At 65.7% G+C, this 14,722-nt stretch carries 13 protein-coding genes; 3 read left to right on the forward strand and 10 right to left on the reverse strand.

Going from position 1 to position 14,722, the window contains the following annotated elements; all coding sequences use genetic code 11:
- Nucleotides 1–323 precede the first annotated feature (323 nt).
- From BraRD5C2_RS14430 to BraRD5C2_RS14440, 3 genes are all read right to left on the reverse strand, one after another.
- Nucleotides 324–1,211 (reverse strand): 4-(cytidine 5'-diphospho)-2-C-methyl-D-erythritol kinase, encoded by an 888-nt coding sequence (locus BraRD5C2_RS14430; RefSeq protein WP_223969360.1) that lies wholly within the window; start codon nucleotides 1,209–1,211, stop codon nucleotides 324–326.
- A 298-nt stretch (nucleotides 1,212–1,509) separates the two neighbouring features.
- Nucleotides 1,510–3,297, reverse strand: a complete 1,788-nt coding sequence (locus BraRD5C2_RS14435) for a tetratricopeptide repeat protein (protein WP_223969362.1) — start codon at nucleotides 3,295–3,297, stop codon at nucleotides 1,510–1,512.
- Between the two features lie 458 nt (nucleotides 3,298–3,755).
- Nucleotides 3,756–5,414, reverse strand: a complete 1,659-nt coding sequence (locus BraRD5C2_RS14440; RefSeq protein WP_223969364.1) for an electron transfer flavoprotein-ubiquinone oxidoreductase — start codon at nucleotides 5,412–5,414, stop codon at nucleotides 3,756–3,758.
- A gap of 190 nt (nucleotides 5,415–5,604) precedes the next feature.
- On the opposite strand from BraRD5C2_RS14440, the gene BraRD5C2_RS14445 reads away from it, so the two are divergent.
- A complete protein-coding gene (locus tag BraRD5C2_RS14445; RefSeq protein ID WP_223969800.1) occupies nucleotides 5,605–6,426 on the forward strand; it encodes a uracil-DNA glycosylase in 822 nt (273 codons plus the stop codon).
- Nucleotides 6,427–6,526: 100 nt separating this feature from the next.
- Here BraRD5C2_RS14445 and BraRD5C2_RS14450 read toward each other — a convergent pair whose 3' ends face one another.
- The 4 genes from BraRD5C2_RS14450 to BraRD5C2_RS14465 form a co-directional block, all read right to left on the reverse strand.
- Nucleotides 6,527–8,035 carry a glycosyltransferase family 39 protein gene (locus BraRD5C2_RS14450; RefSeq protein WP_223969366.1) on the reverse strand — a complete coding sequence of 503 codons (1,509 nt, stop codon included), beginning with the start codon at nucleotides 8,033–8,035 and terminating at the stop codon, nucleotides 6,527–6,529.
- Nucleotides 8,036–8,289: 254 nt separating this feature from the next.
- Complete coding sequence (locus BraRD5C2_RS14455; RefSeq protein WP_223969368.1) at nucleotides 8,290–9,057, reverse strand: ribonuclease HII; 768 nt, start codon at nucleotides 9,055–9,057, stop codon at nucleotides 8,290–8,292.
- Nucleotides 9,058–9,133: 76 nt separating this feature from the next.
- Nucleotides 9,134–9,580: a VOC family protein gene (locus BraRD5C2_RS14460; protein WP_223969370.1), complete on the reverse strand. Its 447-nt coding sequence runs from the start codon at nucleotides 9,578–9,580 to the stop codon at nucleotides 9,134–9,136.
- A 107-nt stretch (nucleotides 9,581–9,687) separates the two neighbouring features.
- The gene (locus BraRD5C2_RS14465; RefSeq protein WP_223969372.1) at nucleotides 9,688–10,866 is read right to left on the reverse strand and encodes a PA0069 family radical SAM protein; all 1,179 of its coding nucleotides are present in this window, start codon (nucleotides 10,864–10,866) and stop codon (nucleotides 9,688–9,690) included.
- Between the two features lie 164 nt (nucleotides 10,867–11,030).
- Here BraRD5C2_RS14465 and BraRD5C2_RS14470 point away from each other — a divergent pair, with 164 nt between their 5' ends.
- Together BraRD5C2_RS14470 and BraRD5C2_RS14475 are read left to right on the forward strand one after the other, a co-directional pair.
- Entirely contained in the window at nucleotides 11,031–11,600 is a 570-nt protein-coding gene (locus BraRD5C2_RS14470) for a glycosyltransferase family protein (protein ID WP_223969374.1), read from the forward strand.
- A gap of 93 nt (nucleotides 11,601–11,693) precedes the next feature.
- Nucleotides 11,694–12,635: a bifunctional helix-turn-helix transcriptional regulator/GNAT family N-acetyltransferase gene (locus BraRD5C2_RS14475; protein WP_223969376.1), complete on the forward strand. Its 942-nt coding sequence runs from the start codon at nucleotides 11,694–11,696 to the stop codon at nucleotides 12,633–12,635.
- Between the two features lie 126 nt (nucleotides 12,636–12,761).
- Here the strand turns inward: BraRD5C2_RS14475 and moaB are convergent, their stop codons facing one another.
- The 3 genes from moaB to BraRD5C2_RS14490 all read right to left on the reverse strand — a co-directional run bounded on the left by moaB (nucleotide 12,762) and on the right by BraRD5C2_RS14490 (nucleotide 14,701).
- Entirely contained in the window at nucleotides 12,762–13,325 is a 564-nt protein-coding gene (moaB, locus tag BraRD5C2_RS14480) for a molybdenum cofactor biosynthesis protein B (RefSeq protein WP_223969377.1), read from the reverse strand.
- Between the two features lie 169 nt (nucleotides 13,326–13,494).
- The gene (gene ypfJ, locus BraRD5C2_RS14485; protein WP_223969380.1) at nucleotides 13,495–14,430 is read right to left on the reverse strand and encodes a KPN_02809 family neutral zinc metallopeptidase; all 936 of its coding nucleotides are present in this window, start codon (nucleotides 14,428–14,430) and stop codon (nucleotides 13,495–13,497) included.
- 103 nt (nucleotides 14,431–14,533) lie between these two features.
- Complete coding sequence (locus BraRD5C2_RS14490) at nucleotides 14,534–14,701, reverse strand: hypothetical protein (RefSeq protein ID WP_223969381.1); 168 nt, start codon at nucleotides 14,699–14,701, stop codon at nucleotides 14,534–14,536.
- Nucleotides 14,702–14,722 lie beyond the last annotated feature (21 nt).

Genomic DNA, 14,722 nt, shown 5'->3' on the forward strand with positions numbered 1-14,722 from the left:
GCGGCGGCGTCGCTGCCGACATGATCAAGCCCGTCATCCCCGCGCAAAGGCTTTGCCTTTGTCGCTGGAGGAGCCGCGAAGCGGCGTCTCGAAGGATGCACGGCCCCGCTGGTGGCCGTCGACCCTTCGAGACGGCCGCTCCGCGGCCTCCTCAGGGTGACGGTGATGGAGCGCAGGTACACGCTTCTCTCCGTTCGTCGTCCTGGCAAAAGCCGGGATCCATAAGCACCGCGCTTGGTGAAATGGATTCCGGGCTCGCGGTACGCGCGCCCTCAGGTGCGCAATTGCGCAGCGGAGAATGACGGAGAGAGAATGGACGTGCGCTAGCTCAGCGCACCCGCATGCACCCACCAGCCGGGATGCGCGGCGCGGAGCCTTTCGCCGGCGGCCTGGGCGTCGGTGTCGGTTCCGAACACGGCAAAGCAGGTCGCGCCGGAGCCCGACATGCGCACCAGGCGAGCGCCGCTGGTCTCACGTAGCGCGGACAAGACGTCGCTGATGACGGGCTCGATGCGCGCGGCGGGGGCTTCGAGATCGTTGGTGCCGCGCGACAGCGCTGTGATCCAATCGTCGACCACGCGGCCGGCGTCCGGCCAGGACGGCCCCTGCATCACGACATCGGTGGCGCCGATCAAAAGCTCGCCATGGCGCAGGCCGAGCGCGTTGAAGACATCCCTGGTCGCAACCGGCACGCGCGGATTGACCAGCACGCACGGCAGTGTCGGCAGGTCGAGCGGTAGCAGGCCCTCGCCGACGCCGGTCATGTCGCAGGCGCGCGAGGCGACGCACGCCGGCACGTCGGCGCCGGTCTGCAGCGCGACCTCCATGATCCTGCTGTCGTCGAGCGAGAGCTCGTTGAGCCGCGCCAAAAGCCGCAGCGCTGCGGCAGCATCCGCCGAGCCGCCGCCGATGCCGGCCGCAACGGGCAGCACCTTCTCCAGCGTGAAATGGCCGACCTCGAGGTCTGCGACGCGCTCACCGAGCAGCCGCGCGGCCTTGAGCACCAGATTATCAGACGTATCGCCGCAGGCATCGGCCAGCGGCCCCAGCATCGACAGCGACAGCTCGGGGCCCGGCTCGAGCGTGAGACGATCGGCGCAATCGGCAAACGCGACGACGCTCTCCAGGTCGTGAAACCCATCGACGCGCCGCCCGACAACCTTCAGCGTCAGGTTGACCTTGGCACGCCCTTCTTCAATCAGCGCCGGCACGGCGATAAACCCCTAAAAACAAACATGTGCTGCGATTAGCGTAAATCGCCTCACGATCCTATCCCTTTGTTTGCACGGAAATTCCGCCCTTGGCATGCGCTGGGCGCGGGCAAACCGTCGTGGCCATCTCTGCTTCCGTCATTCCGGGGCGCCCGAAGGGCGAGCCCGGAATCTCGAGATTCCGGGTTCGATGCTCCGCATCGCCCCGGAATGACGGGAGCCAGAAACGCGGATGCCCGGGACAAAGCCCGGGCATGACGTCTCAATCGGCAATGCAACGCTGGCGAATTGCGCCAGATCAACCGCCCTTGCCGTCGTCGTCCTTCTTCTTGTCGGCGGAGGCGGCGTTCGAGGTGTCGTCCGGCAGGCCGTTGTCGATCTTGGCCTGGATCTTCGGCAGCTCTTCCGGCTCGGGCTTGAGGTCGCGGGCATGCGCCCACTGGAACTTGGCTTCCAGCGTGCGGCCGACGCGCCAGTAGGCGTCGCCGAGATGGTCGTTGATGGTCGGATCTTCCGGCTTCAGGTCGATCGCGCGCTCGAGGTTCTTCACCGCCTCGTCGTAATTGCCGATCCGATAGTAGGCCCAGCCGAGGGAATCGACGATGTAGCCGTCATCAGGACGCTGATCGACGGCACGCTTGATCATCTTCATGCCTTCGTCGAGATTGATGCCCTGATCGATCCAGGAATAGCCGAGATAATTCAGCACATGCGGCTGCTCAGGCTGCAGCTCGAGCGCCTTGCGCATGTCGGCCTCGGCCTTGTTCCACTGCTTGGAGCGCTCCTCGCAGATGCCGCGGTAGTAATAGGTGACCCAGGCGTTCTTGTCGCCGCCGGCGGCCGGCAGTGCGTCGATTGCCTGCGAATAGGTGGTGGCGCAGTCGGCGAACTTCTTGCGACCGCGCTCGATATTGCCGAGCGCGAGGATCGCCTCGATGTCCTTCGGCTGATCCGTGGTGACTTCCTTGAGGATCTTGATCGCCTCGTCGCTGCGGTCGGCGGCGTCGAGATTGGTCGCGAGCTGGATCTGCGCGTTGCGCTTCAGCGGCGAGGACGCCGGCATCCGCTCATAGACCTTGATCGCCATCTGCGGCTTCTTCACCGATTCATAGAGATCGGCGAGCGACAGCAGCGCCAGCGGATGGTTCGGCTGCAAATAGAGTGCGAGCTGCAGATAGACCAGCGCGAGGTCCTCGCCGCCGCGGCGGGTCAGCGTCGCACCGATGCCGTACAGCGCCTCGGCGGCGCCGGCCTGCGGTGAATCGATCAGCGGCGGCAGCTTCTTGCCGGCCTTGGTTTCCTTGATGCCTTCCAGCACCAGCGGATGACGCGGCAGCTTCTTGTCGAACGCCTCGTACATCGCGGTCGCGGCGGCGGCATCCTTGTTGCGCGAGGTCCAGCGCGCATATTCGTCGACCGTGCGCAGCATCGAATCGTCGAGCTTGAACACCTTCTCGAAGCGAGCCCCGGCATCCTTCTCCTTGCCGGACAGCTCGTAGATCATGCCGGCGTGCAGATCCTTGAAGATCGGATACCATTCGGGGCCGGTCAGCTTGTCGATCGAGGCGACCGCGCCCTTGCTGTCGCCGGCGCCATAGGCGGCCCAGGCCGACAGCAGCGTCGCCACCAGATCGGTGATCGGGCCGCGCACCGACTGGTTGATGTTGGACTGCGCGGCGGCGTATTTCTTCAGCTTGAGGTCGCGCACGCCGACGACGAGGCGGGCGACGCGGTTGGCCTTGTCCTGGGTCAGGATGCGGTCGGCGAGCTTCACCGCCTCATCGATGTCGCCGTCGGCGAGCGAGGAGATGAAGGCGCGGTCGAGCAGCTCGGAATTCTTCGGATCGGTGCGCAGCGCGGAGCGGTAGAACGCCGCAGCCGAGGCCGCATCACGCTCGACACTGGCGTGGCGGGCGGCCAGATAGCTGCCGGCGGTGGTCAGCGACTTCAGGTCGGTCTTGCTCGGAAATTGCGCGGCATTGTCGGTCGGATGGTCGGGCGTCTGCGCCGACAGCTGCGCAGGCACGGCAAGCGCCGCGGCAGCTAAAACGGCAATCGTCAGGCGGTTGAAACGGGTGGACAGCATCACGGTCGCCTTGCTCCAGGGGTTTAAGGCCACGAAGGATTTACGGCCAAGATCTTCGCGACAAGGTCTTGCGATCAGTCTCAAAATGCGAACCCAAGCGGCGGCATCACGGCGAGCGACAATGCCGCTTTTGGCGTTTATCCGCAAGGATCGCCCAAAGGTAACCCATGCCGAATCGATTGGCAGATTAGGCCGTTAGGCCCGCCGATCCAGCCAGCCCACCGCAAGACCCTCCCACTATGGCGGTATCGTGACCGGGCCCGGCATATTCGCGTGCGGAAGCAAAATGCGCCGGATACTGGCGCCGCGGCCCTTGTTCCGCGTCTCCAGCTGTATCCGGCGTGCAATCCGGCCGCTCCAAGCGAGGAAAGCCCAAGCGGAAGCTGCGGCAGGTTGGCGGCGGCCTCACGCAAATGTGGTCGGCCGCGTCAGCCTTGCCCTTCAATCGCCTCCGGGCCTTACATCGCCTCGTAATTCGGACCGCCGCCGCCCTCCGGAGGAACCCAGGTGATATTGCCGTTGGGGTCCTTCACGTCGCAGGTTTTGCAGTGGACGCAGTTCTGGGCGTTGATCTGGAAGCGCGGAGTGGCGCCCTCCTCGACCCATTCATAGACGCCGGCCGGGCAATAGCGGTTGGAGGGGCCGGCGAACACGTCGTGCTCCGAGGTCTTCTGCAGGTTCATGTCGGCGACCTTGAGATGGACCGGCTGGTCCTCCTCATGGTTGGTGTTGGACAGGAACACCGACGACAGCTTGTCGAACGAGATCTTGCCGTCCGGCTTCGGATAGGCAATCGGATGGTGCTGCTTCGACGGATCGAGCGTCTTGCGGTCAGGCTTGGCGTGCGACTGGGTGCCGAACAGCGAGAAGCCGAGCGTGTTGCACCACATGTCGAAGCCGGAGAGCGCCATTCCGAGCAGGTTGCCGAACTTCGACAGCAACGGCTTGGCGTTGCGGACCTTGAACAGGTCCTTGCCGATCGCGGACGAACGCCAGGCATTCTCGTAGTCGACGAGTTCGTCATTGGCGCGTCCGGCGCCGAGCGCGGCCGCGACGTGCTCGGCGGCGAGCATGCCGGAGCCCATCGCATTGTGGACGCCCTTGATGCGCGGGACGTTGACGAAGCCGGCCGCACAGCCGATCAGCGCGCCGCCCGGGAAGGAGAGCCGCGGCACCGACTGGTAGCCGCCCTCGGTGATGGCGCGCGCACCATAGGCGAGCCGCTTGCCGCCCTCGAACAGCTCGCGAATATCCGGGTGCGTCTTCATGCGCTGGAATTCGTCGAACGGCGACAGATACGGGTCGGTGTAGTTCAGATGCACGACGAAGCCGACCGCGACGCGGTTGTCGTCGTAGTGATAGAGGAACGAGCCGCCGCCGGTCTTGTCGTTCAGCGGCCATCCCAGCGTATGCTGAACCCGTCCCTTGCGGTGCTTGGCCGGATCGATCTGCCAGACCTCCTTCAGCCCGATGCCGAATTTCGGCGGCTCGGAGTTGGCGTCGAGCTTGTAATTCGCGATCAGCTGCTTGGTGAGCGAGCCGCGCGCGCCTTCGGCGAACAGCGTGTACTTGCCGAGCAGCTCCATGCCGCGGGTGTAGGAATCCTTGTGGCTGCCGTCCTTGGCGATGCCCATGTCACCGGTCGCGATGCCGCGCACCGCGCCCTTGTCGTCGTAGAGCACTTCGGCGGCGGCAAAGCCCGGATAGATCTCGACGCCGAGCGCTTCCGCCTTCGGCGCCAGCCAACGGCAGACATTGCCGAGCGAGCCGATGTAGTTGTGATGATTGTGCATCAACGGCGGCATGATGAAGTTCGGAATGCGGAACCAGCCTTGCGACGTGGTCCAGTAGAAGCGGTCTTCCTTGACCTGAGTCTTCAACGGACAGTCGGCATCCTCGCGCCAGTCCGGAACGAGCTTGTCGAGCCCGACCGGATCGATCACCGCACCCGACAGGATGTGCGCGCCGACCTCGGAGCCCTTCTCCACCACGACGATCGAGAGCTCGGGATTGAGCTGCTTCAGCCGGATCGCGGCCGACAGGCCCGACGGGCCGGCGCCGACGATGACGACATCGAATTCCATAGACTCGCGCGGGGGAAGGTCTTCAGCACTCATGATCTTGATCTCAGCCCATTGAGAACGCTTCTAAGCTTTTCAAAAGTCGTTGTTTCCGATTTTTGGCGGAAGGACAACCATGGAATTGCGCTCCCATGGCTTTGCACGGCCCGGACACCTCAAGAGAATAATCTTTTCCGAAATCGAGCCTCCACTTTTCTCCGCCATGCTCTAGATTGCGCCGATGGCCCTGATGCCCGACCCCACCCCTACACTGCAGCAATTGCTGGCCTTTTACCTCGAGGCCGGGGTCGACTGCGCGCTTGGCGACGAGCCGATCAACCGGCTGGACGAGCCCGAGCCAGTTCCCGCCCCCGCCGCGCCGCGTCCATCAGTTGCACTCAACCCGCTGCGCCCGCCGCCGATGCCCGCCGTTCCGCGCAGCGAAATCACCATCGCGCCGGACGCTGCGATCGCCTCCGCGCGCGAGGCCGCACGCACCGCACCGACACTCGAAGCCTTGCGCACGCTGATGGAGACATTCGACGGCTGCGCGCTGAAGCACACCGCGACCCGGCTGGTGTTCGCCGACGGCAATCCACAGGCGCGCGTGATGTTCGTCGGCGAGGCACCGGGCCGCGACGAGGACATCGAGGGACTGCCGTTCGTCGGCCGCTCCGGCAAATTGCTCGACCGCATGATCGCGGCGATCGCGCTCGACCGCAGCAAAGCCTATATCGCCAACGTCATTCCGTGGCGGCCGCCGGGCAACCGCACGCCGACGCCGCAGGAGACGCAGGTGTGCCTGCCCTTCATCCAGCGCCATATCGAACTGGTGAATCCAGACGTGCTGGTGACGCTCGGCAATCCCTCGACCCAGGCGCTGCTCGGCACACGCGAGGGCATCATGCGCACGCGCGGCAAATGGATCGACTACGACACCGGCACGCGCACGATCCGCGCGGTCGCCACCTTCCATCCGGCCTATCTGCTGCGCTCGCCGTCGTACAAGAGATTGTCGTGGCAGGATTTGCGCGCGATCGCGAAGGTGCTGCAAGCCGCGACGGCGTAGCCAACTACACGATGTCATTCCGGGGCGGTCCGCAGGACCGAACCCGGAATCTCGAGATTCTGGGTTCGATGCTTCGCATCGCCCCGGAATGACGTGTTCCTTACGATCCCTTCGGCCGCACGATCGCCCAGCCGATCCGCAGCACCGGCTGCCTTCCATTGACCAGCCGGTCGAACGAGCGCGGCACTTCCGGCACCAGGCCCGGGAAGCGCTGCGCGAGCTCGGGCGGCGGGGTGCCGGCGGTGTCCTGCGCGCGCCAGACCACGACGCCGCCGGTCTCGTTGAATTTTGCCACCGACAGCCAGGGCGTCCGTTGCGGCGCGGCGTCGAGCAAGAGATGCGGACGGCGCCCGTTCATCGCAATCAGGCTCGCGAGTTCGGGATCGCCGGCGACCGCGCGCAGGCGTTGGTTGGTGCGGCGTTCATAGCTGTCGTCGAAGAAACGGCCCATCGCGGCTGCCGGCAGCGAGGTCGGCACCTCGGTGGTGCTGGTCCAGGGCAGGAACAGCGCTGCTGCCACTGCGACCGCGGCGGGCGCAGCGACAGCGAAGGCCCACACCGAGCGCAGCAGCCGCTGCCGCCTGAGATGGATCAGGTCGCCCGTCGCGACGACGACCGCGAGGCCCGACATCAACAGCGCCACGCCGGCGCCACCAAAGGCACGATCCAGATCGAACAGCCCGGCGACGAAGCTGCTCACGATCGCCGGCGCGAACGCGAAGAAATAGACGAAGTGCTGCGCCAGCGGACTGACCGGCGGACGGTAGATGATCGGAGCATCCTCACGGTCGCGGGCGAACCAGCGCGAATTGAGGATCGCCAGCAGCACGATCGCACCCGTCGCCACGATCAGCCCGCCGAGCACGACGCCCCAGCGCAGCGCGCGCGCCTTGAGATCGGAGAGCACTGGCAAGGCCGGCAGCGCCAGCACGTCGGCGCGGACGAGCCAGATCAGATAGGGCAGCGCCAGCACGATGATGACGAGCAGCGCATAGAGCGGATCGACCGCGCGCAGCGTGCGCCGCCCGCGCTCGGTTGCGATCGCAAAGCCGACCACGAGCAGGATCATGCCGAGCGCCGCCGGTGTCGTCAGCAGCAAGAGGCCGCAATCGATCGACCAGGCGAACCAGGCGGCGCGCCGGTTCTGCCCGATCAATTGCCAGGAATGCAGCAGCAACAGCGCCCACAGCGGACGCGCCAGGATCAGCGGGCCGAACTCGACGCTTGGCGAGGAGAACACCACGACCGTCATCGACAACAGCACCGCCAGCACGCCCTGCGGGCCGCCGACGATGGCCCGTGCCAGTTGGTAGAAGGCGATGAAGGTGACGATCTCGCAGACCTGCGCCAGCAGATAGACGCCGAACACGTGATTGCCGGCGGCGCGGAAGGCGATGTCGGCGAGCCAGAACGACAGCGGCGGCCCCATGTCGGTGCCGACCTGATACTCGCGGCCGAACGCGAGGACGGTGGCGAGATTGCCGGGTGGGCTGCCGTAGAAGATCAGCGGCAGGAGCAGCCAGATTACGGCCTGCACCAGCACCACGACCCACACGACGAGGCGCGGCCGGGCGCGGATCAGTTCGACAACCAGGGAGGTAAACCGCATGAAACGCCCGAAATGCCCCAGCCACCTCGTCAGCGGCGCCATCTGATCCCTGAGGAGTTGATAACGGGCGGCGGCGGGAGAGGCAACCGGGGCCGATGAGTCCACAGTGCAAAGTCGAATACAGATGTCATGCCTCGCGAAAGCGGGGCATCCAGTACGCCGCGGCCGTGGAGTTAGGCACGGCTGTCTCTGGAATACTGGATCGCCCGGTCAAGCCGGGCGACGACAGCGTTGGGTGGGTTGGTGCGGTTGCGCTACGCCGCCGCGGATGCCGCGGCTTCGTCTTCCGCGTCCATCCCGAACAGATCGGACTCGGCCGGCACCGGGAAATGCTTTAGCCGCGCGGCGACGACTGGCGCGAAGAAGCTGCGGTGATAGGTGCTGGGCCCGAGCCGGTCCAGCGCCTCGAGGTGCTCGGGGACGCCATAGCCCTTGTGCTGCTCGAAACCGTAGCCGGGGCAATCCAGCGCCAGCGCGCACATCAGGCGGTCGCGCGTCACCTTGGCGATGATCGAGGCCGCCGCGATCGAGGCCACGATGCCGTCGCCGCCGATCACCGCGTCGCAGTCGCAGGGCGTGGCGAGCTTGTCGCGGCCGTCGACGAAGACGTGCTTCGGCATTTCCGGCAGCGCATGGACGGCGCGCGCCAGCGCCCACAGCGAGGCGCGCAGGATATTGTCGCGGTCGATTCGTGCCGGCGAAGCCACCGCGACCGAGAACGCTGCGGTGGCGCAGATCTCCTCGAACAACTCCTCGCGCCGCTCGGCGGTCAGCCGCTTGGAATCATCGAGCCCCTTGGGAACGCGGTTGGGGTCGAGCACCACCGCGGCGGCGACCACCGGACCTGCGAGCGGCCCGCGCCCGGCCTCGTCGCAGCCGGCGACCGGCCAGACGCCGCGCTTGATCAGCGCGCGCTCGCGCCGGAAGCTCGGCCGCGTCACGGCGATCACGCGCTTGCCCGGCTTGGCCGGCGCCTTCTTCGACGTGGTTTTTGACGCGCTTTTGGACTTGTCCCGAATCATGCGGGGATGGTGGTCAAGCAAGGCCCGCGGCGCAACCGGGAACCCGGCGCCCTTCCCCGTTATTCAATCGGGCTGGCTAATCCGGGATCGACACCCGCCCGCTCTCGAGAACCTCAAAACCCGGCGCGCGCACCACTTCCCAGGCGTGGCCGTCGGGATCGCCGAAATAGCCGCAGTAGCCGCCATAGCTCGTCGGCTGCGCGGGCTTGAGCAGTTTGGCGCCTTTCGACAGCGCGAACGCCATCACACGATCGACCTCGGCATCGTCATTGCAGTTCCAGGCGATCGACACACCGTGGAATGCGGCCGGCCGCGGCTGATCGGGCAATCCGGCGTCGTCAGCGAGCAGATGCCACGGGAACAGCCCGAGCACGCTGCCGCCGGTGTCGAAGAAGGCAACCTCCTCGCCGGTCGCGCGCATTTTTCTGGTGAAGCCGAGCGATTCGTAGAAGGCGATGCTGGCGCGCATGTCCCTGACGCCGAGCGTGAGGACGGTGAAGCGGGCAGTCGGGGCGTTACTCATATTTACCTTTCCCGTCATTGCGAGCGAAGCGAAGCAATCCATCGTACCGCATATACCGAAGCGTGGATTGCCTCGTCGCTTCGCTCCTCGCAATGACGCCTGTGGTATCAAAACAAGCTCAGCTGCTGCCCGCTGCGTTTCGGCTTGGCGAAGTGATCGGTGGTCAGCTTGGTGCGGCGCTTGTTGAGGCCGAGCTTTTCGCAGGCGATCTCGAAGCGGCGACCGATCATCCAGGCCATCGGGCCGGTGCCCTTCATCCGTGTGCCCCATTGCGAGTCGTAGTCGCGGCCACCGCGCATGTCGCGGATCAGCGTGAAGACATGGCGGTAGCGGTCGGGATAGTTCGCCATCAGCCATTCGCGGAACAGATCGCGGACCTCGAGCGGCAGCCGCAGCAGCACGTAGCTCGCCTCCCTGGCGCCGGCATGGGCTGCGGCATCGAGGATACGCTCGATCTCGGAATCGTTCAGCGCCGGGATCACGGGCGCGACCATCACCGTGGTCGGGATGCCGGCATCGGCGAGCCGCTTGATCCCCTCGAGCCGCTTCGACGGGGTCGAGGCGCGCGGCTCCATGGTGCGGGCGAGTTTCGGGTCGAGCGTCGTCACCGAGAGCGCTACCTTGGCGAGATTGCGCTTGGCCATCCGCGCCAGGATGTCGATGTCGCGGGTCACCAGCGCCGACTTGGTGACGATGCCGACCGGATGGCCGGCGCGCTCCAGCACCTCGAGGATGCCGCGCATGATTTTTCGTTCGCGCTCGATCGGCTGATAGGGATCGGTGTTGGTGCCGATCGCGATCATCCGCGCCTCGTAGTCGGGCGCCGCGAGCTCCTTCTCGAGCAGCGCCGGCGCATCCGGCTTGGCGAACAGTTTCGATTCGAAGTCGAGCCCCGGCGACAGACCGAGATAGGCGTGGGTCGGCCGCGCGAAGCAATAGACGCAGCCATGCTCACAGCCGCGATAGGGATTGATCGAGCGGTCGAAGCCGATATCGGGCGAATCGTTGCGTGTGATCACCTTGCGCGAGGTGTCGAGCGCCACGCTGGTCGAAAACGGCGGCAGGTCTTCGAGGCTCTGCCAGCCGTCGTCGAAGGCAACCCGCGCCTCGGCCTCGTAGCGGCCACTGGCGTTGGACTGCGCGCCGCGGCCGCGCCGCCGCTCGCGCTCGATCGCGACCGCAAGCTCGGGAAAAGGGGCAGGAACAGGTGAAGGTGCACCCGCCGGGTTATCGGAGGGCGCCGTTACCGGCGGGTGCTTGAGGGCATGAGAGGATGCTCGGCTCATGTTTTGAAGCTAACACAACCCGAGAACAAATCAAGAACACGAACTGAGAAAATCCACAAAGTGATGGCGTAAAAATCTGCAGGCGAAAAGGCTGCTTTGAATATGACAAGGTGATAACACGGCCGGAGTTTCTCCATTGTTTGAGCCAGCGAAGCCTCAAAGTCATGCTGAGCGTGATCATTCCCACCGACGGAGTCGAGCGCACCGCGGTCGCAACATTGGCGGCGCTGGTGCCGGGTGCGGCCGCCGGCGTCATCCGCGAGGTGCTGCTGGTCGACCGTACCAACAGCGATGTGATGGAGCGCGTTGCCGACATCGCCGGCTGTCACTTCCTGCGTTTCGAGGGCACCCGCGCCGCGGCGCTTGCGGCAGGCGCGCGGCAGGCGCGTTCGCCCTGGCTGATGTTCCTGCATCCGGGAGCGGTGCTCGACGCCGGCTGGATCGAGGAGACCACCCAGTTCATCCAGATGGTGGCGGCGAGCGGCAAGGACCGCGCGGGCGTCTTCCGCTACGCCCGCGCGCCCTACACCGACCCCGGTCTGCGCGACGGCCTCAAATTCGTCGCCCGGATGATCACCGGCCCCTCGGCCGAACAGGGCCTTCTGATCGCACGCGAGCATTACGAGCGGATCGGCGGCTACCGGCCGGATGCCAGACGCTCCGAGGCGCGCCTGCTGCGCCGGCTCGGCCGCTCCTCTCGCACCATGCTGCGCAGCCGGATCATGGTGGCGTAGGGCATATTCAAGCGAAGCAGACACCGGTTCTCGCGAAGAAAATGCGCTGGAAAGCACTTGCCATTTATTTGATTCCGTCAAATAATATGTTTGATGAAATCAAATTCACATGACACCGCCCTCGAGAGCCAGGTTGCCGCGGTCCGCGGCTTCAGCCGGTTCTACACCCGCAAGCTCGGCATCATCGAGCCGAAGCTCTTGCACTCGACATTCACGCTGCAGGAAGCGCGGATCATCTACGAGCTCGCGCATCGCGCGGACTGCACCGCGACCGACCTGGTGCGCGATCTCGACCTCGATGCCGGCTTCGTCAGCCGCACGCTGGCAGCTCTGCAGCGCCGCCAGATCGTGACGCGCAAGCCGTCAAAGACCGACAAGCGCGTCAACGAGGTGGCCCTCACCGCCAAGGGCCGCACTGCCGCCGCCGATCTCGACCGCCGCTCGCGCAGCGAGGTCGGGGCGCTCTTGAAGCAGATGGACGGCGGCCGCCGCGCAGCGGTGGTGCGCGCGATGAGCACGATCGAGCAGTCGCTGGAGCCGCCGGCCGAGAAGCCGGTGGGATTCCTGCTGCGCAGCCACCGCGTCGGCGACATCGGCTGGGTGATCTCGCAACAGGGTCGCGCCTACGCGGAGGAATATGGCTGGGACATCAGCTACGAGGCATTGGTAGCCGAGATCTGTGCGCAGTTTCTGCGATCGTTCGATCCGGCCCGCGAGCATTGCTGGATCGCGGAGGTCGACGGCGAGCCGGTCGGCTCGGTCTTCCTGGTCAACGGCGGCAACGGGGTCGCCAAACTGCGGCTGCTGGCGGTGGAGGAGAAAGCGCGCGGGCTCGGTGTCGGCCGCGCTTTGGTCGAGCAATGCATGCGCTCCGCACGCGAGATGGGCTACAAGAAGATGACGCTGTGGACCCAGAGCATTTTGGTCGCCGCGCGCGGCATCTATGCGCGCGCCGGCTTTGAGCGGGTCAAGGAAGAGAAGCACCACAGTTTTGGCGTCGACCTGATCGGGGAAACGTGGGAGATGGAGCTTTAGGACTCCACATTCCCGTCATTCCGGGATGCGCCGTCAGGCGCAGGCCCGGAATCCATCCGGCCACAGAACCCGCGGCGAAATGGATTCCGGGTTCGCGCTTCGCGCGCCCCGGAATGACGGTAGTGGCTACGCGCTCGCGCCTTTCGCCTTCGGGCGGCGCAGGTGCTCGTCCAGCCGCGGCATGATCTCGACGAAATTGCAGGGCCGCGTGCGGTAGTCGAGCTGCGCGGCCAGAATGCCGTCCCAGCCGTCGCGGCAGGCGCCGGGCGAACCGGGCAGGCAGAAGATGAAGGTCGCGCCCGCAACACCGGCGGTCGCCCGGCTCTGGATCGTCGATGCCCCGATCTTGGCATGGCTCAGCATGTGGAACGCGATCGAAAAGCCGTCCATCCGCTTCTCGAACAGCGGCTCGACCGCCTCCGGCGTCACATCGCGGCCGGTAAAGCCGGTGCCGCCGGTGGTGATCACGGCGTCGACGCCCGCGTCCGCGATCCAGCGCCGGATCACAGCCCTAATCGCCTCGACATCGTCGGTGACGATCTCGCGCACCGCCAGCTTGTGGCCGGCCGCGGTCAGACGGTCGGCCAGCGTGGCGCCCGATTTGTCATCCGCCAGCGAGCGGGTGTCGGAAATCGTCAGCACCGCGATGTTGAGCGGGATGAAGGTTTTGGATTCGTCGGTCGAGGACATGGCAGCGCGCTCCTTCCGCACATTCCACCGTCATCCTGAGGTGCGCGCGCAGCGCGCCTCGAAGGATGGGCCGCGGGCTCCGTCATCCTTCGAGGCTCGCCAAGAGGCGAGCACCTCAGGATGACGCCACTGGCAGCGGGCCACCATGACCCTCACGCCATTGCGGCGGCTACCCACCCCCACCGAACGTGTTGCAAGCCTGCACCGTGCCCTGCTGGTAGCCGGTCATGAACCATTGCTTGCGCTGCGCGGCGGAGCCGTGGGTGAAGGAATCAGGCACCACCCTGCCCGTCGCCTGCCGTTGCAGGGTGTCGTCGCCGATCGCGTTCGCCGTGGTCAGCGCGGCGTCGATGTCGCCGGCCTCGAGGAAGCCCGGCCGCTTCTTCTCCTCGCGGTTGACCCAGACGCCGGAGAGACAATCGGCCTGCAACTCGACCTTGACCTGAAGCGCGTTGGCCTCGGCCTTGCTGCCGGCCTGCTGCTGCAACCGGTTCACCCGCGGGATGATGCCGAGCAGGTTCTGGATGTGATGGCCGGCCTCATGCGCGATGATATAGGCCGCGGTGAACTTGCAGGCGTTGCCCGAGCAGCCGCGGAAGCGCGTCTCGACCTCGCGGAAGAAATTGGTGTCGAGGAAGATGGTCTTGTCCGGCGGGCAGTAGAACGGTCCCATCGCCGACTGCGCCATGCCGCAGCGGCCGCCATTGGTGGCGTTGCGGAACAGCACGATCTTCGGACCGGTGTAGGTCTGGCCCGAGGCCTGGAAGATCTCGCTCCAGCGATCGTCGATCTCGCCGAGGATGCCGGCGATCATGCTGCCCATCTCGTCGGTCGGCGCGCCGCGCTTGGCCTGCCCGCCCGACGACTGGCGATCGGTCTGGTAGGTCGGCGCCTGGCCGCCGCCGGTGAGAATCTCGGCACCGCCGATCAGGATGCGCGGATCGATGCCGAAGGCATAGCCGAGCAGGCCGAGCACGATGACCGTGCCGATGCCGAGCCCACCGCCGCCCATCGGAAGCCCGAAGCCGCCACCACCGCCGCCGCCTCCGCTGTCGTCGCGACGGTCTTCGACATCGTCGCTGCGGCGGAAATCATCATAGCGCATGGCGGTTTCCCTTCACTCCGATCGGCGCCCCAATGCGGGACACTCCAACCTAAAATTTCCATTCTGTTAATCAATATCCTGCCCGGCAAAAATTGCCTAGTCGTTAGACGCGCATCCTTCGGGCCGCCAACACTGCAAGCGGCGGCAATTTACCGGTCGAATCGTGCCGGATTGATGATCCGCAAAATTTTTCGCCGAACGCGCTGATGTTGCAGCACAACGCAAACGACACTGCGCCATGTCGCGCAAAAGATGCTGCAATCTTTTGCATGAACATTTCCAATTAAGTCGA

The organism is Bradyrhizobium sp. RD5-C2 (genome assembly GCF_019972155.1).
Lineage (GTDB): Bacteria > Pseudomonadota > Alphaproteobacteria > Rhizobiales > Xanthobacteraceae > Bradyrhizobium.